Origin of the sequence: Streptomyces sp. LaPpAH-108, assembly GCF_000373625.1 — a bacterium.
GTDB lineage: Bacteria > Actinomycetota > Actinomycetes > Streptomycetales > Streptomycetaceae > Streptomyces.
Genome location: NZ_KB891998.1, coordinates 243,976 through 261,819, shown reverse-complemented (window position 1 = coordinate 261,819; position 17,844 = coordinate 243,976). Strand labels below are relative to the sequence as shown.

Sequence of the window (17,844 nt, the reverse complement as noted above, 5' to 3'; positions counted from 1 at the left end):
GTCAGTCCTCCCCGGCGGCCCATGCGGCCGGGGAGGACCACGCCTGGAGCGTGCGTGCGCTGGTGAACGCGTGCCGCGCCCCCGTCACCGGGTCGGTGAACTCCAGCTCGCGCGCCAGCAGTTGCAGCGGGCGCCGGAAGACACCGGGTGGCTCGGGGGCGGCCACCTCCGGGTAGAGCGGGTCGCCGAGGATGGGGATGCCGAGGGCGTTCAGATGCACCCGCAGCTGATGGGTCTGCCCGGTGCGCGGCACCAGCCGGTACCGGGCGAGACCGTCCCGCTCCCGGTGTGCGGCGCACTCCACCAGCGTCTCGGCGTTCGGCTCGCCCGGCACCTCGAACGCGGCCAGCGTGCCGCGCTCCTTCACGATCCGGCTGCGGACGGTCCGGGGCAGGGCGAGCCGGGGATCGTACGGTGCGATCGCCTCGTACTCCTTGCGCACCAGGCGGTCGCGGAACAGCGTCTGGTAGGCGCCCCGTTCCCCGGGCCGCACCGTGAACAGCACCAGTCCGGCGGTGAGCCGGTCCAGGCGGTGCGCGGCGCTCAGCTCGGGCAGGGCGAGGTCGCGGCGGAGCCGGGCGAGGACGGTCTCGGTGACATGGCTGCCGCGCGGGGTGGTGGCGAGGAAGTGCGGCTTGTCGGCGACCACGATGTGCGCGTCCCGGTGGACCACCTCCACCGCGAACGGCACCGGCACTTCCGGGGGATGCTCGCGGTGGAACCACACGTACATCCCCGGCTCGTACGGCGCGTCCGGCGGCACCGGGCGGCCGTCGGCCCCCACGATCAGCCCGGCCTCGAACATCGCGGCGATGGTCCCGGGCCCGGCGCCCGTCAGCCGCTCCACCAGATGCTCCCGCACCGTGGCCCAGGCCCCCTCGGCCGGCAGCCGCACCCGCACCGGGTCGATGCCCTCGCGCTGGGGGAGCGGGGCGGGCGGGGGCGGGGTACGGCGTCTCATCGGGTCCAAGGGTACGGCGGCGGACGCTCGCCGAAATTCCGGTGCGCCCGGGTCAGGGCGTTGGCAGGATGCCCCGCATGCCGATTCTCGTACCCCCGGTGCTGCCCGCCGGAGCCCTCGCGCGTCGCGCCCAGCCCGTGATCCCGGCCGGTGACGGCCTGCTCCTGCGGCCCTGGCACGCGGCGGACGCCCCGGTGGTGCACGCCGCCTTCCAGGACCCGGTGCAGCGCCAGTGGCACGGCAGGTTCACCGAGTCCGAGGACGAGGCGAGGGACTGGATCGAGACCTGGCGGCAGGACTGGGCCGAGGAGAGCAGAGCCACGTGGGCCGTGGCGGACGCGGACACGGACGAGGTGGTGGGCCGGGTCGGGCTGCGCGAGATCCATCTGGAGGACGCCTGCGCGGAGGTCGCCTACTGGACGGTGGCCGCCTCGCGCGGCCGGGGCGTCGCGGTGACGGCCACGGAAGGGCTCACCCGCTGGGCGTTCGAGGAGACCGGCTTCCACCGCCTGGAACTCATGCACTCCACCGCCAACGAGGCGTCCTGCCGGGTCGCCACGAAGGCCGGGTACGACCTGGAGGGCACCCGGCGCGACTGTGTCCTGCACCAGGACGGCTGGCACGACATGCATCTGCACGCGCGCGTGCACCAGCACTGACCTGCCCCGGGCTGATCGGACCCGGGCTGCTCGGCCCCGGCAGGCGGGGCGGCCGGGCTCAGGCGGGGGTGCCGTCGCCCTCCTGCTCGGCCTCGATGCGGGCGTTCCACTCCGGCTTGGAGGCCTGCCAGCCGTCCTCGTTGTGGCCCAGGCGCCAGTAGCCGGAGATCGACAGGTCCTCGCGGGGGAGCTGCCGCTCGACGCGCAGCATCCGGCGCAGCTCCTTCACGAAGGACGCCTCGCCGTGCACGAAGACATGGGGGCGGCCCTCGGGGAACTCCAGCGCCAGGACGGCCTCCAGCAGGGCCTCGCCGACGGGACGCTCGCCCCGGTGCAGCCAGACGACCTCCACGTCGGAGTCGATCTTCTGCTCCTCCTCGGGCCCGGACACCTCCACGAAGGTGTGCGCCCGCGAGCCCGGCGGCAGGGCCTCCAGAGCGCGCGCGATCGCGGGCAGCGCGCTCTCGTCCCCGGCGAGGAGATGCCAGTCGGCGGTGGGGTCGGGGGCGTAGGCGCCGCCGGGGCCCATGAAGCGCAGGGTGTCGCCTGGCCGTACCCGGATCGCCCAGGGTCCGGCCACGCCCTCGTCGCCGTGGATGACGAAGTCCAGGGTGAGCAGGCGCTGTTCGGCGTCCCAGTCCCGCACGGTGTAGGTGCGGGTCACCGGCCAGCGCTCGCGCGGGAGTTCGGCGCGGATCTGGTCCAGGTCGAAGGGCTCGGGGTAGACGATCCCGGGCTCGGGGGCGAAGAGCAGCTTCACATAGTGATCGGTGCAGGTGTCGGCCGAGAACTCGGCGAGGCCGTCACCGCCGACCACGACGCGCTGTACGTGCGGGGTCAGTCGCTCGGTGCGCACCACCTGGGCGGTATGGAGCTTGCGCGGCCTTCGCCCCGGACGCTCTGCCATGACGGCCTCCTGCTGCCTTGGTTAGGTTTACCTAACTTAGCATCCCGATTCAAGAGGCACGCTCCGAGCTTCGAGGGACACGCCCTGAGCGGCGGGCCGGGCATTCGTCCGGAGGATCCCCGGCCCTCCGCCGTCACTCGGCGAGCGTGCCCAGCAGGCGCTGCAGGGAACCCCCCAGACCCCAGCGCGCCGCCAGCGCCTCCAGCGCGGCCGGGTCGCGCGGTGTGTGCGGCAGCGCGGTGTCCACGGCGGGCAGCGGCACGTCACCGGCCACCCGCACCACCTTCGGCGCCACCTCCAGATAGCCGCGCGCCTCGGTCAGCCGCCTGCGCTGGGCCGGGGTGAGCCGCGAGGCCGGGTCCTCGGCCGCCGCGACGATCCCGGCCAGGTCGCCGTACTCGGCGAGCAGCTTGGCGGCCGTCTTCTCGCCGACCCCGGGCACGCCCGGCAGGCCGTCGCTCGGGTCGCCGCGCAGCAGGGCCAGGTCCGCGTAACCGCGCCCGTCGACGCCGTACTTCTCGCGCAGCACCGCCTCGTCGGTGAGCTGGAGGGTGCCGACGCCCTTGATCGGGTACAGCACGCGGATGCCGCGCGCGTCGTCCACCAGCTGGTACAGATCGCGGTCGCCGGTGACGATGTCGACCGGGCCGTCCGCGCGGGCGGTGAAGGTGCCGATCACGTCGTCGGCCTCGTAGCCGGGGACGCCGACGCGGGCGATGCCGAGCGCGTCCAGCACCTCCTCGATGACCGGCACCTGGGGCGACAGGGTGTCCGGCACCTCCTCGGTGTCCGGGCCGGACGGCTGCTCCTCGGCGACCCGGTGCGCCTTGTACGACGGGATCAGCTCGACGCGCCACGCCGGGCGCCAGTCGGCGTCCATGCAGGCGACGAGCCGGTCGGGGCGGTGGTCCTTCACCAGCCGGTCGATGAAGTCGAGCAGTCCGCGCACCGCGTTCACCGGTGTGCCGTCCGGCGCGCGCACCGAGTCCGGCACGCCGAAATAGGCGCGGAAGTACAGCGAGGCGGTGTCGAGGAGCATGAGTCGTCCGGTCACGCTCGCATCATGCCGTACGGCACCGACAACGCGGCTCATAATGTGTGACCTGGATCACTTTGCGTTTGTCATGCAATTGCCCGGGCAGGCGCCGCCACGGAGTGCAGTAGTTGCTTTTGTCAACAATTCTGTCAACAATTCGCGGCCGCTCATCTCCCACCTTGCCCCCGAGACGAGAGGTATGCATGTCCGCCAGACTTGCCGCCGAGCACCTGTACAAGGTGTTCGGACCGGAACCGGACCAGGCAGTAAAACGGCTCGAACAAGGCGCCGGACGTGAGGAGTTGAGGGCGGAGGGCACCACAGCCGCCGTCATCGACGCCTCCTTCGCCGTCGAGCCGGGGGAGATCTTCGTGGTCATGGGCCTGTCCGGCTCCGGCAAGTCCACCCTGCTGCGGATGCTCAACGGCCTTCTCGAACCGACCTCGGGCCATGTCTCCTTCGACGGCCAGGACCTCACCGCGCTCACCGCGGCGCAGCTGCGCGAGGTCCGCGCCCGCAAGATCAGCATGGTCTTCCAGCACTTCGCGCTCTTCCCGCACCGCAGCGTCCGCGCCAACGCCGCCTACGGCCTGGAGGTCCAGGGCGTGCCCCGCGCCGAGCGCGAGCGCCGCGCCGACGAAGCCCTCGCCCTGTGCGGTCTCGAGGGCTGGGAGGACTCCTGGCCCGACGAACTCTCCGGCGGCATGCAGCAGCGCGTCGGCCTCGCCCGGGCCCTTGCGACCGACGCCGACCTGCTGCTCATGGACGAGTCCTTCAGCGCGCTCGACCCGCTGATCCGCAGGGACATGCAGGACCAGCTCCTGGAACTGCAGAAGACCCTGCACAAGACCATCGTCTTCATCACCCACGACCTCAACGAGGCCATGCGCCTGGGCGACCGCATCGCCGTCATGCGCGACGGACGTATCGTCCAGAGCGGCACCGCCGAGGACATCCTGCTGCGCCCCGCGGACGACTACGTCGCCTCCTTCACCCAGGACGTCGACCGGGCCCGGGTCCTGACCGCCGGAGCCGTCATGGACACCGACCTGCGCGGCGACGAGGCCGACTGCGGCTGTGAGAAGGCCACGCCCCAGACCCCGTTCACGGACCTGTGCGCGATCAGCGCCCGGCTCTCGCACCCCGTGGCCGTCGTCGACGACCAGGGCGAACTCGTCGGAGTCGTGCCCCGGCGCAGGCTCGTCGGCTTCGTCGGCGAGGAGGAGGGCAGCCCCGAACCCTGCGACAACCGGCGCGACCAGGGCGGGAAGAAGGTGACCGCCCATGCCTAGGATTCCGCTCGGCAGCTGGGTCAACGACGTCGTCGACTGGCTCACCGGCCACATGGCGTGGCTGTTCGACTTCTTCAAGACGGTCTTCCAGGGCACCTACGACGGCATCGACACCGTCCTCCAGGCGCCCCCGCCGCTCATCCTCGCCGGGATCTTCGCGATCATCGCCTTCTGGCTGCGCGGCACCGTCGCCGGTGTCCTCACCTTCGTGGGATTCGCGTTCATCGACTCCCTCGGGCTGTGGGACGACGCGATGATCACCCTGTCGCTCGTCCTCGTCGCCACGATCATCGCCCTGGTGATCTCGGTGCCCGTCGGCGTGTGGGCGGCCCGCTCGGACCGCGTCAGCAATCTGATCCGGCCCGTGCTGGACTTCATGCAGACGCTGCCCGCGATGATCTACCTCATCCCGGCCATCCTGTTCTTCGGCACCGGAGCCCCGGCGGGCATCGTCGCCACCCTGATCTTCGCGCTCGCCCCCGGCGTGCGCATGACCGAGCTGGGCATCCGGCAGGTCGACAAGGAACTGGTCGAGGCGGCCGACGCGTTCGGCACCACGCCCCGCGACACCCTGCTGCGCGTCCAGCTGCCGCTGGCCCTGCCGACCGTGATGGCCGGTGTCAACCAGGTCATCATGCTCGGCCTGTCCATGGCCGCGATCGCCGGCATGGTCGGCACCGGCGGCCTCGGCGGCGACGTCAACGAGGCCATCGGCCAGCTCGACGTCGGCCTCGGCTCCGAGGCGGGCATCGCCATCGTCATCCTCGCCATCTACCTCGACCGGATGACCAGCGCCCTGGGCAACGAGGTCTCCCCGGTCGGCCGCCGCGCCGCCGCCAAGCTGCGCGCGGTGCGCGGTGTGCGCATCAGCTCCTACCGGCCGCGCCCCGCGGTCGCCGTCGTCGGCATCGTCGTCCTCGCGCTGGTCGCGGGCGGCATGGGGATCTTCGGCGGCAGCGGCGGCTCCACCCCCGCCGCCGACAGCCAGAACGTCGGCCAGGGCAAGAAGATCAGCATCGGCTACATCCCCTGGGACGAGGGCGTCGCCTCCACCTTCCTCTGGAAGGAGATCCTGGAACAGCGCGGCTACCAGGTCGAGGCCAAGCAGTTCGACGCCGGACCGCTCTACACCTCGCTCGCCCAGGGCGACATCGACTTCGAGACCGACTCCTGGCTGCCCACCACCCACGAGCAGTACTGGAAGAAGTACGGCAAGCAGCTCGACGACCTCGGCTCCTGGTACGACCAGACCTCGCTGGAGCTGGCGGTGCCCTCCTATCTGAAGGGCATCGACTCCCTGGACGACCTCAAGGGCCAGGCGTCGAAGTTCGGCGGCAAGATCACCGGCATCGAGTCCAGCGCCGGTGAGATGGCCCTCCTCAAGTCCAAGGTCCTGCCCGGCTACGGCCTGGACAAGGAGTACAAGGTCGTCGACAGCTCCACCCCGGCGATGCTGGCCGAGCTGAAGCGCGCCTACGCCAAGAAGCAGCCGATCGTCGTCACGCTCTGGTCCCCGCACTGGGCCTACAGCGACTACGACCTGAAGAAGCTCAAGGACCCCAAGGGCGTCTGGGGCAAGGGCGACGGCGTGCACACCCTCAGCCGCAAGGGCTTCGCCGACGACAACCCCGTCGTCGGCCAGTGGCTGAAGAACTTCACGATGAGCGAGAAGCAGCTCACCGGACTGGAAGCCGAGATCAACAAGGCGGGCAAGGGCAAGCAGCAGGACGCCGTGCGCGCCTGGCTCAAGAAGAACCCCGGCCTCGTCGACAAGCTCGCCCCGGTGAAGAAGACGGGCGGCGCCACGCCCGCCGAGGCCAAGCGTGCCGTGAACGTCGCCTGGTTCCCCTGGGACGAGGACATCGCCGTCACCTACCTGTGGAAGAACGTCCTGGAGCGGCGCGGCTACCGGCTGAACCTGAAGCAGATGGACGTCGGCCCGGTCTACACCGGTCTCGCCTCCGGCGACCTCGACGTCAACTTCGACGCCTGGCTGCCGTACGCGCAGAAGAACTACTGGGACAAGAGCAAGGACCGGCTCAAGGACCTCGGCACCTGGTACCAGCCCACCTCGCTCGAAGTGGCCGTGCCCTCCTACGTCAAGGGTGTGAAGTCCCTGGCCGACCTCAAGGGCAAGTCCTCCCAGTTCCACGGGAAGATCATCGGTATCGAGCCCGGCACCGGTGAGATGAACCTGCTCAAGAAGAAGGTCCTGCCCGGCTACGGCCTGGACAAGGAGTACAAGGTCGTCGACGGCTCCACCCCGGCGATGCTGGCCGAGCTGAAGCGGTCCTACGCCAAGAAGGAGCCCGTGGCCGTGGTGCTGTGGTCGCCGCACTGGGCGTACAGCGAGTACGAGCTGACCAAGCTGGCCGACCCGAAGAAGGCGTTCGGCGTGGGCAACACCATCCGCACCATCTCCAGCCAGAAGTTCCCGGAGCAGTACCCGCAGCTCACCAAGTGGATCAAGGGCTTCAGGATGAGCGAGGGCGAGCTGGGCAGCCTGGAGGCCCAGATCACCAAGGCGGGCCAGGGCAAGACCGAGCAGGCCGTCGCGGCCTGGGTGAAGGAGCACCCGGAGGTCGCAGGGCGCATGACCCCGCAGTGACCCGGCCCGGCGGTGACCCGGCCCCGCGGTGACCGGAAGAATCCGGCCAACCACACAGCGCGAGGCGGGGCCCCGAGCGCCGCACCCCACTCGTCCGCCCGGCACCGTCCCCCGGTGCCGGGCGGACGGCGTGTACCAGGGAACACCAGGGGCGGCGAAGGCATTGAAAGGTACACCGGGGCCGCCCGGCGGGCCCTGGAAGAAGGAACAGCCGGACACCAGGCCACCGACCGACGGTCACGGGGCACCCGGGCCGACGGCCGGACCCGGTGGCGTGAACCGTCGGGTCGGCCATGACCGGTATGACATCGATGCGACAGACGCGCGAAACGGTTTGCCGAACATGCGTAGGGTGCAGACAACCTTGCGGACAACGTTTTGGGACACGGGTGCCGCCGAATGGGTACCCGGGCAGCCGCGCGACGCCTGAAGGAGGGAGCCGCAGCGATGGGCGACCACAAAGAGCGACAGCCCGTGCGGGTCGGCGCGGCCGTGCGGCGGCGTCGCCGCGCGCTGGAACTCACCCTCGCGGTCGTGTCGGAGCGCAGCGGCCTGTCGGTGCCCTTCCTCAGCCAGGTGGAGAACGACCGGGCCCGCCCGAGCCGCACCTCCCTGGAGAAGCTGGCCGACGCCCTGCGCACCACCGCCGTGGAACTCCTCGCCGCCGCCGACCCCGCGTGCAGCGTCGACGTCGTCCGCGCCGAGCACATCGAGGACGGCGACTTCGAGCCGCGCACGCGCCCCCTGGTGCGCGGACACCACCAGCTGCACGCCTCCGAGTTCACCGGCGACCACGACGCGGGCCGCGAGTTCCGCCACCGCAACGACGAGCTGATGTACGTCGCCGACGGCGCGGTGGAGATCGAGGCCGAGGGCCGCGCCTACCGCCTCGGCCGGGGCGACACCCTCTACCTGACCGGCGGGGTCCGGCACCGCTGGCGGGCCACCGTGCCGGACACCCGGGTGGTCGTCGTGGCCGTCGCCGAGCACATCGAGGCGGTCAAGGACCGGTCCCGCTAGTGCGGGCGGGCGCCCCGGTGCGAGTGGTCTCCCTGGTCCCGTCCCTCACGGAGGCGGTGGCCGCCACCCTGCCCGGCGCCCTCGTCGGCGCCACCGACTGGTGCACCCACCCCGCCGCTCTGACCGTCACCCGCATCGGCGGCACCAAGAACCCGGACCTCACGCGGATCACCGCCCTCGCCCCCGACCTGGTGATCGCCAACGAGGAGGAGAACCGCGCCCCCGACCTCGCCGCCCTGCGCGCGGCGGGCCTCACGGTGCTGGTCACCGAGGTGCGCACCCTCCCGCAGGCCTTCCCCGAACTGGACCGCGTCCTCACCGCCTGCGGCGCCCCGAGTCGCCCCCGCTGGCTGGACGAGGCCGAGGCCGTCTGGAGCGCGCTCCCCGCGCCCGAGGCGCCCGCCACCGCCGTCGTCCCCGTCTGGCGCCGCCCCTGGATGGTCCTCGGCCGCGACACCTTCGCGGGCGACGTCCTGGCCCGCCTCGGCATCCGCAACGCCTACGCCGACCACCCCGAGCGCTACCCCCGCGTCCCGCTGCCCGAGCTGCGCGCGACCGCCCCCGACCTGGTCGTCCTCCCCGACGAGCCCTACCGCTTCACCGCCGACGACGGCCCCGAAGCCTTCCCCGGACTGCCCTGCGCCCTGGTCAGCGGACGGCACCTGACCTGGTACGGACCCTCACTGGCCGAGGCTCCGCAGGTGCTGGCCGAGGCGCTGCGGGCAGCCGTCCGCTGAACAGATCGCGCAGCGTGCCGGACGCGGCGGCGACCCAGGCGGCCACCAGCAGGACGTACAGCGCGACCGCGAGCACCGCGTACGCCGTCAGCCCCGTGTGCCGGGCCAGCGAGGCCGCGCCCGTGACACACGTGCCCACCGGGAAGGTGAACGCCCACCACGTCAGCGAGAACCCCATCCCGCGCCGCCGCGCCCGGACCACCTGCGCGGCGGCGAACGCCAGCCACAGCAGCGCGAACCCCATGACCGGCACCCCGTACAGCACGGCGAACACCTTCAGACCGTGCGCGTACGGCTCCGGTACGACCCCGGGCGCCAGGTCCGCGACGGCGCCGGTCGCGGTGGTGGACTGCCCCAGCGGGCCGAGCACCAGGAACAGGACCGGGGTGAGCGCGAGCGGCAGCGGGCCCGCGAGGAGGAGCCGTCCGAGGATCAGCGGCAGCATCAGCAGCGTGGCCAGCAGGCTGAGCCCGAACAGCGCGAAACAGCCGAGCAGCAGGGTTGCGCGCGGCTGCCCCGGCGGCAGATGCGGTACGAGGGCCGGGCCCAGCGCGGCCGACACCATCGGGGCGACCAGCGGCAGCAGCCAGACCGGGGTGGCCTGCTCCGGCTCGATCCGGTGCCGTACGACCATCAGATACGGCACCGCGACCGCCGCCGCGAGCCCCACGGCCGTACCCGCCGTGAACAGCACGGCGTCCAGCGCGACCGCCGCACCCTGACCGAGCAGACCGCGCCCGGCCGTCAGGGCGGCGCCGCCGACCGCCAGCAGGGCCATCGACAGACAGCCGTAGAACGGGGCCGTCGCGGGGTCGAGCAGATGGGCGCGGGCCTGGTCGCGGTGGTGGGTCCAGTGCAGGGCGCGGGCGGCGAGGAGCGCGGCCAGCAGCAGGAGGGACAGGACCCAGAAGGCGGCGAGCAGGGCGTGCGGCGGGCGCGCGTGTACGGGCAGGGCGGTGCCCGTACCGGCGACGGCGGCGGTGCCCATGACGGCGGCGTACCAGTTGGGGCCGAGATGCCGGACGTGGACGGCCCGAACGGGCGGACAGGGGACAGGTGTGACCATGACACCAGTTTCCCGTACGTAACCGCCCTGACCAGGGGCCCTGTCTCTATCAGGGCATAAGCTGGGTTTATGAGTGAGCGCGAGGTTCCGCTGGCGCACCGGGTGCCCGACCTGGGCGCGCTGGAGCTGCTGCTCGCCGTGGCGCGGCTCGGCAGTCTGGGCGCGGCGGCCCGGGAGCTGGGCATCACCCAGCCCGCCGCCAGCAGCCGGCTGCGGTCCATGGAGCGGCAGCTCGGCGTGGCCCTGGTGGACCGCTCCCCGCGCGGCTCACGCCTGACCGGCGCGGGCGCGCTGGTCACCGACTGGGCGCGACGCGTGGTGGAGGCGGCCGAAGCCTTCGACGCGGGTGCGCGGGCGCTGCGCGACCGGCGGGACTCGCGGCTGCGGGTGGCGGCCAGCATGACCATCGCGGAGTATCTGCTGCCCGGCTGGCTGCTCGCCCTGCACGCCAAACGCCCCGGTACGGCGGTCTCGCTGCTCGCGGGCAACTCGGCGCGGGTGGCCGAACTGCTGCTCGCGGGCGAGGCCGACCTCGGCTTCGTGGAGGGGCTGAGCGTGCCGTCCGCCCTGGACTCGGCGGTCGTCGCCCGGGACCGGCTGATCGTCGTCACCGCGCCCACTCATCCGTGGGCCCGCCGGAGCCGTCCGCTCGCCCCCGAGGAGCTGTCCGCCACCCCGCTCATCCTGCGCGAGCGCGGCTCCGGCACCCGGCAGGTCCTGGACGCGGCCCTCGGCGGCCTCGCCCGCCCGCTGATCGAGCTGTCCTCCACCACGGCGGTCAAGGCGGCGGCCGTCGGCGGGGCCGGTCCCTCCGTGCTCAGCGAGCTGGCCGTGGGGGAGGAGCTGGCGACCCGGCGGCTGGTGGGGATTCCGGTGGCGGGCCTTGCGCTGCGGCGGGAGCTGCGGGCGGTGTGGCCGGTCGGACACCGGCCCACGGGTCCGGCGCGGGAGCTGCTGGCGCTGACGCGGAGTTGAGCGGGGTTGGAGCGGGGGCCGCTCGCCGCTGAGGCACGGCTCAGGAGGCCGCCGCCTCCACCAGTGCCCGCATCACCCGTACGTCCTCGCCCATCTCGGGGTGCCACTGCACACCGAGCACCCACCCCCCGGCCGACGGGAGTTCGACCGCCTCCACGGTGCCGTCGGCCGCGTGTGCCGAGGGGACCAGACCCCGGCCCAGGCGGTCCACGCACTGGTGGTGGTACGTCGGCACGTGTGCCGTCTCCTCCGGCGCGATCTTGGCGTACAGCGTGCCCGCCACCGGGGTCACCGGGTGCGTGCCGAAGACGCCGACCGCCTCCACATGGCCGTCCAGGTGCTGTACGAGGCTGCCGCCGAGGGCGACGTTCAGGAGCTGCAGGCCCCGGCAGATGCCGAGGAGCGGTACGCGGGCCTCCAGCGCGGCCCCGATCAGGGCCAGTTCCCAGGCGTCCCGCTCGGGGGCGGGCGGGCCGGTGCGCGGGGAGCGCTCCGCGCCGTAGCGGGCCGGGTCCACGTCGGGGCCGCCCGCGATCACCAGCCCGTCCAGGCGGGCCACCGTGGCGGCGGCGCGCTCGGGGGCGTCCGGCGGGAGCAGGGCCGCGATGCCTCCGGCGCGCTGGACGAGGCGGGGGTAGGCGGCGGGCAGCAGGGCGGCGGGCAGTTCCCACACGCCCCAGCGGGCGGCGCCCTCCAGGTAGGTGCTCACGCCGATCAGCGGCGGCCGTCCGGTCACGCGGCCCTCCTGTCGTACGGTCACGCTGCCCCTCTCGTCGTACAAAGGTTTCCTCGCCTACCTTTGCAGAACCCGGCTCACGCCAGGAAGCCCCGCAGGAGTGCCGCCGTGCCCGCGCAGTGCTCGCGGGCGATCTCCCGCGCGGCCTCCGCGTCCCCGGTGAGCACCGCTTCCACGAGGGCGGTGTGCTGGCGCTGGGAGTGCTCCAGGTTGCGCACCAACAGGGGGATGCAGTCCAGGAGTTCGTTGACGCTCGCGCGCACCGCCGCGTACCGCGCCGCCAGCGACGGTGAGCCGCACAGCTCGGCCAGCGTCAGATGCAGCAGGGTGTCCAGACGCCGGTAGTCCGCGAGGGGCGCGTCATGGGTGCGCTCCAGGGCGTGACGCAGCCGGGCCGCGCCGTCCTCCGTGAGCCCGTGCGCCGCGCACAGCCCGGCCGCGCCGGTCTCCAGCACCTCGCGGAAGCGGAGCACGTCCTCGATGTCGACCTCGGTGACGCGTCTGCGCAGCTCGTCCTCGCCGCCCGCGTCCGCGCGGGGCCGTACGAACGTGCCGCCGTACCGGCCGCGCCGCGACTCCACCAGGCCCTGGTCGTGCAGCACCTTCAGGACCTCGCGCAGGGTCACCCGGCTGATCCCCAGGCGTTCGGCCAACTCCCGCTCGGCGGGCAGGCGTTCACCGCCGGGCACCAGGCCGAGGCGGACCACCTGGAGGATCTGCTCCAGGGCCTCCTCGAAGCCGTTGCCCGCGCGCACGGGGCGCAGCACGGCGCCGAGGCGGTCGCCGGGCTCGCGCGCGGCGGCCTCCGGTACGGCGGCCTCCGGTACGGCGGCTTCCGGTACGGCGGGCGCGCGTACGTCGGTTTCCCGTATGTCGGTGTCCCGCGGCATCCGGCCGCGCCCCCTTCCCAAGCAATGGTCTTCGGCCATACCTTATGGCCATCGGACCGGCCGCACCGCGCGAAGGAGCCTTAAGGAGGCTTTTCTGGTGGCAGACCGCACACCCCCGCTGACCGTCGAGGAACTGCGGGCGCTCGTCGCCGGCGGCGAGATCGACACCGTCGTCCTCGCCTTCCCCGACATGCAAGGGCGGCTCCAGGGCAAGCGGTTCGCCGCGCGCTTCTTCCTCGACGAGGTCCTCGGTCACGGCACCGAGGGCTGCAACTACCTCCTCGCCGTCGACACCGAGATGAACACCGTCGACGGCTACGCCATGTCCTCCTGGGACCGGGGCTACGGCGACTTCGCCATGCGCCCCGACCCCGCCACCCTGCGCCGCCTGCCCTGGCACCCGGGCACCGCGCTGCTGCTTGCCGACCTCGCCTGGGAGGACGGCTCCCCGGTCACCGCCGCGCCGCGCCAGATCCTGCGCCGTCAGCTGGACCGGCTCGCCGCGCTCGGCTACACCGCCCAGGTCGGCACCGAGCTGGAGTTCATCGTCTTCAAGGACAGCTACGAACAGGCCTGGGACGCCAACTATCAGGGCCTCACCCCGGTCAACCAGTACAACGTCGACTACTCCATCCTCGGCACCGGCCGCGTCGAGCCCCTGCTGCGCCGCCTGCGCAACGAGATGGCGGGCGCCGGGCTCACCGTCGAGTCCGCCAAGGGGGAGTGCAACCCCGGCCAGCACGAGATCGCCTTCCGCTACGACGAGGCGCTGGTCACCTGCGACCAGCACGCGCTGTACAAGACCGGTGCGAAGGAGATCGCCGCGCAGGAGGGGGTGTCCCTGACGTTCATGGCGAAGTACAACGAGCGCGAGGGCAACTCCTGTCACATCCACCTCTCGCTGGCGGACGCCTCCGGCGGCAACGCGATGGCCGGGCCCGACGGGATGTCCGACGTGATGCGGCACTTCCTCGCGGGACAGCTCGCCGCGCTGCGGGACTTCTCGCTGCTCTACGCGCCCAACATCAACTCCTACAAGCGGTTCCAGCCGGGCTCCTTCGCGCCCACCGCCGTCGCGTGGGGGCACGACAACCGGACCTGCGCGCTGCGCGTCGTCGGCCACGGGCGCTCGCTCCGCTTCGAGAACCGGCTGCCGGGCGGGGACGTGAACCCCTACCTCGCGGTCGCGGGACTCGTCGCGGCCGGGCTGTACGGCATCGAGCAGGGGCTCGAACTGCCCGAGCCGTGCGCGGGGAACGCCTACGCCGCCGAGTACGACCATGTGCCCGCGACGCTGCGCGAGGCCGCCGACGTGTGGGCGGCGAGCCCGCTGGCGAAGGAGGCGTTCGGGGAGGAGGTCGTCGCGCACTACCTGAACATGGCGCGGGTGGAACTGGCCGCCTTCGACGCGGCGGTGACGGACTGGGAGCTGCGGCGATCCTTCGAACGGCTGTGAACCGCGTACACACCCCTTGACGCCTGTGAACCGGCTCCCGCGAAAGGCCACCCCTTGACGGACCCGCACGAACTCCTGGTGGTCAACCCCGCCACGGAGGAACTTGTCGCCACCGTCCCCGCCGCGAGCGAGGACGACGTCGCCGCCGCCGTGGCCCGCGCCACCCGCGCCCAGGAGAGCTGGGCCGCCCTCGCCCCCGCCGACCGCGCCCGGCTGCTGCGCCGCTTCGCCGACACCGTCGACGCGCACACCGAGGAACTGGCCCGCCTGGAGGTCCGCGAGGCCGGTCATACGATCGGCAACGCCCGCTGGGAGGCCGGCAACGCCCGCGACCTCCTCCTCTACGCGGCCGGTGGCATCGAACGGCTCCTCGGCAAGCAGATCCCCGTACCCGGCGGCTGGGACATCACCTTCCACGAACCCCTCGGCGTGGTCGGCGTCATCGCCCCCTGGAACTTTCCGATGCCCATCGCCGCCTGGGGCTCCTTCCCGGCGCTCGCGGCAGGCAACGCCGTCGTCCTCAAGCCCGCCGAGACCACCCCGCTCACCGCGCTCCGCCTGGCCGAACTCGCCCTGGAAGCGGGCCTGCCCGAGCACGTCTTCCAGGTGCTGCCGGGATACGGCGGGACCGCCGGACGGGCCCTCGTCGAGCACCCCGGCGTCGCCAAGATCGTGTTCACCGGGTCCACCCGCACCGGCCGCGAGGTCATGGAACGCTGCGCCCGGCAGGTCAAGCCGGTCACCCTCGAACTCGGCGGCAAGAGCCCGAACATCGTCTTCGCCGACGCCGACCTCACGGCCGCCCTCGACCCCTTCTCCTTCCTCGACAACTCCGGCCAGGACTGCTGCGCCCGCACCCGCGTCCTGGTCCAGGAGGAGATCTACGAGGAGGCCCGCGCCTTCCTCGCCGACGCGCTCGCCGCCGTGATCGTGGGCGACCCCGCCGACGAGAAGACACAGATGGGCCCGCTGATCTCCCGCGCCCAGCTGGACCGGGTCCGCTCCTACGTCCCCGACGACGCCCCCGCCCTGCGCGGCAGCGCCCCGGAAGGACCCGGGTTCTGGTTCCCGCCGACCGTCCTCACCGACGTACCGCCGGGCGCCCCGGCCGCCCGCGAGGAGATCTTCGGACCCGTCGCCGTCCTGCTGCCCTTCACCGACGAGCGGGACGCGATCCGGCTCGCCAACGACACCCCCTACGGGCTCTCCGGGTCCGTCTGGACCCGCGACCTCGGCCGCGCCCTGCGCGTCACCCAGGCCGTGCGCGCGGGCAACCTGTCCGTCAACTCCCATTCCAGCGTCCGCTACTGGACCCCGTTCGGCGGCTTCAAGCAGTCCGGGCTCGGCCGGGAACTCGGCCCCGACGCCCTGACCGCCTTCACCGAGACCAAGAACGTCTTCATCAGCACGGAGGGCCCCGCACAGTGACCGAGAACCCTGTCTGCCGCCGCCTGGTCGGCCGTACCGCCGTTGTCACCGGAGCCGGGAGCGGTATCGGCCTGGCCACCGCGCGCCGTCTGGCCGCTGAGGGTGCGCAGGTGGTCTGCGCCGATATCGACGAGGTGGCCGGGAAGGCCGCGGCCGAGGAGACCCGCGGGCTCTTCGTGAAGACCGACGTCACCGACCCCGGGCAGGTCGAGGCGCTGTTCCAGGCCGCCTTCGACACCTACGGCAGCGTCGACATCGCCTTCAACAACGCCGGTATCTCGCCACCCGACGACGACTCCATCCTCGACACCGGCCTGGAAGCCTGGAAGCGGGTCCAGGAGGTCAACCTCACCTCCGTCTACCTGTGCTGCAAGGCCGCGATCCCCCACATGCGCCGCCAGGGCAGGGGCTCCATCATCAACACCGCCTCCTTCGTCGCCCGCATGGGCGCGGCCACCTCCCAGATCTCCTACACCGCCTCCAAGGGCGGCGTCCTCGCCATGTCCCGCGAACTCGGCGTCCAGTTCGCCCGCGAAGGCATCCGCGTCAACGCCCTGTGCCCCGGCCCCGTCAACACCCCCCTCCTCCAAGAACTATTCGCCAAAGACCCCGAACGCGCCGCCCGCCGCCTCGTCCACATCCCCCTCGGCCGCTTCGCCGAAGCCGACGAGATCGCCGCCGCCGTCGCCTTCCTCGCCAGCGACGACTCCTCCTTCGTCAACGCCACCGACTTCCTCGTCGACGGAGGAATCTCCGGCGCGTACGTAACACCCCTGTAGCCGCAAGGTGTACGGTCCCCGTCCTATGCGACAGCTTCTCGCCTGGACCCTGGCCGCGTCCGCCGCCCTGGTGGCCGCCCCGCCCCTCGCCCCCACCGCAGCGGCAGCCGACTCCAACTGCCCGAGACTGAGCACCAGTTGGTACGGCGACAACCGCGCTCGACTGCAACACGTCATCGACACGTACGGCACCTGTTCCGGACACCGGGGCGCGGTCGCCGCGTTCGACTGGGACAACACCATCACCAAGAACGACGTGACCGACGCGACCATCTCCTGGGCGCTGCGGCACGACGTGCTGCTGCGCCCGGCCCGCTGGAAGGACACCAGCGCCTGGATGACCGACGCCGCCGACCGCGCGCTCACGGCGGCCTGCGGCACCGGCGCCGGTGTCCCCCTGCGGACCTCGAAGCTTCCCCGCTGCACCGACGAGATCCTGGAGATCCGCGAGAACGCCAAGACGATGAGCGGCGCCGCCGCCTTCGCGGGCACCTGGAACCACCGGCACACCGTCCCGCAGTACGCCTGGGTGCCCCAGCTCTTCGCGGGCCGCACCGTCGCCCAGCTCACCTCCTACGCGAGCGCCGCCCGCCGCGAGGCCCTGGCCGCCCCGATCGGCGCGACCCGCAAGCTCGGCACGCACACGGTCCCCGCCTACGTCCGCTACTACGACCAGCAGCGTGACCTCGTCCGCACCCTCCAACGGGCCGGATTCCGCGTCTACATCGTCTCCGCGGGCTCCGAGCCCGTCACCGAGGTCTGGTCCCGCGCCATCAACGTCGACGCCGCCCACACCATCGCCATCCGCTCCGTCCTCGACCGCCACGGCCGCATCACCTACGCCAACGAGGGCTGCGGCGGCGTCCCGGCGGGCAAGGGCACCGCCATCCCATACATCGACGGCAAGCGCTGCTGGATCAACCAGGACATCTACGGCATCCACGGCCCCGCCGCCTGGAAGAAGCAGCCCGCCACCAAGCGCATCGCGATCGGCGGCGGCGACGCCGACACCGACGTCACCTTCGTCGGCGACGCCACCGGCGCCCACCTCGTCCTCAACCGCAACAAGGCCGAAGTGATGTGCCGGGCCTACGACAACGCCGACGGCCGCTGGGTCATCAACCCCATGTTCATCGACCCGCTGCCCCGCAAGACCGAGCGCTACCCCTGCTCCACCACCGCCTACAACGCCCCCGACGGCGGCCACACCCCGGTGCTGCGCCCGGACGGCTCGGTGGTGCCGGACCAGGCGGACACCGTCTACTGACGTACGGACAAGGCTGATTGAGTGGGC

Annotated in this window: 16 protein-coding genes; 10 read left to right on the top strand and 6 right to left on the bottom strand. The window is 72.4% G+C overall.

The window, feature by feature from the left end; genetic code table 11:
- Position 1: 1 nt before the first annotated feature.
- Positions 2-961 (bottom strand): RluA family pseudouridine synthase, encoded by a 960-nt coding sequence (locus B079_RS0127900; RefSeq protein ID WP_026249149.1) that lies wholly within the window; start codon positions 959-961, stop codon positions 2-4.
- Between the two features lie 77 nt (positions 962-1,038).
- Between B079_RS0127900 and B079_RS0127895 the strand changes: the two genes are divergently transcribed.
- Positions 1,039-1,620, top strand: coding sequence for a GNAT family N-acetyltransferase (locus B079_RS0127895; RefSeq protein ID WP_018549142.1), 582 nt, complete (start codon positions 1,039-1,041; stop codon positions 1,618-1,620).
- A gap of 58 nt (positions 1,621-1,678) precedes the next feature.
- Here the strand turns inward: B079_RS0127895 and B079_RS0127890 are convergent, their stop codons facing one another.
- Positions 1,679-2,527: a siderophore-interacting protein gene (locus B079_RS0127890; RefSeq protein ID WP_018549141.1), complete on the bottom strand. Its 849-nt coding sequence runs from the start codon at positions 2,525-2,527 to the stop codon at positions 1,679-1,681.
- Positions 2,528-2,660: 133 nt separating this feature from the next.
- Complete coding sequence (locus B079_RS0127885) at positions 2,661-3,581, bottom strand: 5'-3' exonuclease (RefSeq protein ID WP_037802184.1); 921 nt, start codon at positions 3,579-3,581, stop codon at positions 2,661-2,663.
- A gap of 185 nt (positions 3,582-3,766) precedes the next feature.
- Here B079_RS0127885 and B079_RS0127880 point away from each other — a divergent pair, with 185 nt between their 5' ends.
- The 4 genes from B079_RS0127880 (at position 3,767) to B079_RS0127865 (ending at position 9,220) form a co-directional block, all read left to right on the top strand.
- Positions 3,767-4,855 (top strand): quaternary amine ABC transporter ATP-binding protein, encoded by a 1,089-nt coding sequence (locus B079_RS0127880; protein WP_018549139.1) that lies wholly within the window; start codon positions 3,767-3,769, stop codon positions 4,853-4,855.
- Positions 4,848-7,463, top strand: a complete 2,616-nt coding sequence (locus tag B079_RS0127875) for an ABC transporter permease/substrate binding protein (RefSeq protein WP_018549138.1) — start codon at positions 4,848-4,850, stop codon at positions 7,461-7,463. Before B079_RS0127880 ends, B079_RS0127875 begins: the two co-directional genes overlap by 8 nt.
- Before the next feature lie 447 nt (positions 7,464-7,910).
- Positions 7,911-8,483, top strand: coding sequence for a helix-turn-helix domain-containing protein (locus B079_RS0127870; RefSeq protein ID WP_018549137.1), 573 nt, complete (start codon positions 7,911-7,913; stop codon positions 8,481-8,483).
- A 17-nt stretch (positions 8,484-8,500) separates the two neighbouring features.
- Positions 8,501-9,220 carry a helical backbone metal receptor gene (locus B079_RS0127865; RefSeq protein WP_026249148.1) on the top strand — a complete coding sequence of 240 codons (720 nt, stop codon included), beginning with the start codon at positions 8,501-8,503 and terminating at the stop codon, positions 9,218-9,220.
- Here B079_RS0127865 and B079_RS0127860 read toward each other — a convergent pair.
- Positions 9,132-10,286: a TDT family transporter gene (locus B079_RS0127860; RefSeq protein ID WP_018549135.1), complete on the bottom strand. Its 1,155-nt coding sequence runs from the start codon at positions 10,284-10,286 to the stop codon at positions 9,132-9,134. The genes B079_RS0127865 and B079_RS0127860 overlap by 89 nt on opposite strands.
- Positions 10,287-10,355: 69 nt before the next feature.
- Here B079_RS0127860 and B079_RS0127855 point away from each other — a divergent pair, with 69 nt between their 5' ends.
- A complete protein-coding gene (locus B079_RS0127855) occupies positions 10,356-11,261 on the top strand; it encodes a LysR family transcriptional regulator (protein WP_018549134.1) in 906 nt (301 codons plus the stop codon).
- A 40-nt stretch (positions 11,262-11,301) separates the two neighbouring features.
- Here the strand turns inward: B079_RS0127855 and B079_RS0127850 are convergent, their stop codons facing one another.
- Positions 11,302-11,997: a gamma-glutamyl-gamma-aminobutyrate hydrolase family protein gene (locus B079_RS0127850; RefSeq protein WP_018549133.1), complete on the bottom strand. Its 696-nt coding sequence runs from the start codon at positions 11,995-11,997 to the stop codon at positions 11,302-11,304.
- Between the two features lie 77 nt (positions 11,998-12,074).
- Complete coding sequence (locus B079_RS0127845; protein WP_018549132.1) at positions 12,075-12,887, bottom strand: FadR/GntR family transcriptional regulator; 813 nt, start codon at positions 12,885-12,887, stop codon at positions 12,075-12,077.
- A 97-nt stretch (positions 12,888-12,984) separates the two neighbouring features.
- Between B079_RS0127845 and B079_RS0127840 the strand changes: the two genes are divergently transcribed.
- From B079_RS0127840 to B079_RS0127825, 4 genes are read left to right on the top strand one after another with little or no spacing between them, the layout of a single operon-like run.
- The gene (locus B079_RS0127840) at positions 12,985-14,343 is read left to right on the top strand and encodes a glutamine synthetase family protein (RefSeq protein ID WP_018549131.1); all 1,359 of its coding nucleotides are present in this window, start codon (positions 12,985-12,987) and stop codon (positions 14,341-14,343) included.
- Between the two features lie 54 nt (positions 14,344-14,397).
- On the top strand, positions 14,398-15,771 hold the full coding sequence (locus B079_RS0127835; RefSeq protein ID WP_018549130.1) for an aldehyde dehydrogenase family protein: 1,374 nt from the start codon (positions 14,398-14,400) through the stop codon (positions 15,769-15,771).
- Positions 15,768-16,550, top strand: coding sequence for a 3-oxoacyl-ACP reductase (locus B079_RS0127830; protein WP_018549129.1), 783 nt, complete (start codon positions 15,768-15,770; stop codon positions 16,548-16,550). Before B079_RS0127835 ends, B079_RS0127830 begins: the two co-directional genes overlap by 4 nt.
- Before the next feature lie 25 nt (positions 16,551-16,575).
- Positions 16,576-17,817: a hypothetical protein gene (locus tag B079_RS0127825; RefSeq protein WP_018549128.1), complete on the top strand. Its 1,242-nt coding sequence runs from the start codon at positions 16,576-16,578 to the stop codon at positions 17,815-17,817.
- Positions 17,818-17,844: the final 27 nt, after the last annotated feature.

Excerpts from the sequence above, each read along its gene's own strand:
- B079_RS0127900 (WP_026249149.1), bottom strand. The coding sequence starts at position 961 with ATGAGACGCCGTACCCCGCCCCCGCCCGCCCCGCTCCCCCAGCGCGAG.
- B079_RS0127895 (WP_018549142.1), top strand. The coding sequence starts at position 1,039 with ATGCCGATTCTCGTACCCCCGGTGCTGCCCGCCGGAGCCCTCGCGCGT.
- B079_RS0127890 (WP_018549141.1), bottom strand. The coding sequence starts at position 2,527 with ATGGCAGAGCGTCCGGGGCGAAGGCCGCGCAAGCTCCATACCGCCCAG.
- B079_RS0127880 (WP_018549139.1), top strand. The coding sequence starts at position 3,767 with ATGTCCGCCAGACTTGCCGCCGAGCACCTGTACAAGGTGTTCGGACCG.
- B079_RS0127875 (WP_018549138.1), top strand. The coding sequence starts at position 4,848 with ATGCCTAGGATTCCGCTCGGCAGCTGGGTCAACGACGTCGTCGACTGG.
- B079_RS0127870 (WP_018549137.1), top strand. The coding sequence starts at position 7,911 with ATGGGCGACCACAAAGAGCGACAGCCCGTGCGGGTCGGCGCGGCCGTG.
- B079_RS0127860 (WP_018549135.1), bottom strand. The coding sequence starts at position 10,286 with ATGGTCACACCTGTCCCCTGTCCGCCCGTTCGGGCCGTCCACGTCCGG.
- B079_RS0127855 (WP_018549134.1), top strand. The coding sequence starts at position 10,356 with ATGAGTGAGCGCGAGGTTCCGCTGGCGCACCGGGTGCCCGACCTGGGC.
- B079_RS0127845 (WP_018549132.1), bottom strand. The coding sequence starts at position 12,887 with ATGCCGCGGGACACCGACATACGGGAAACCGACGTACGCGCGCCCGCC.
- B079_RS0127825 (WP_018549128.1), top strand. The coding sequence starts at position 16,576 with ATGCGACAGCTTCTCGCCTGGACCCTGGCCGCGTCCGCCGCCCTGGTG.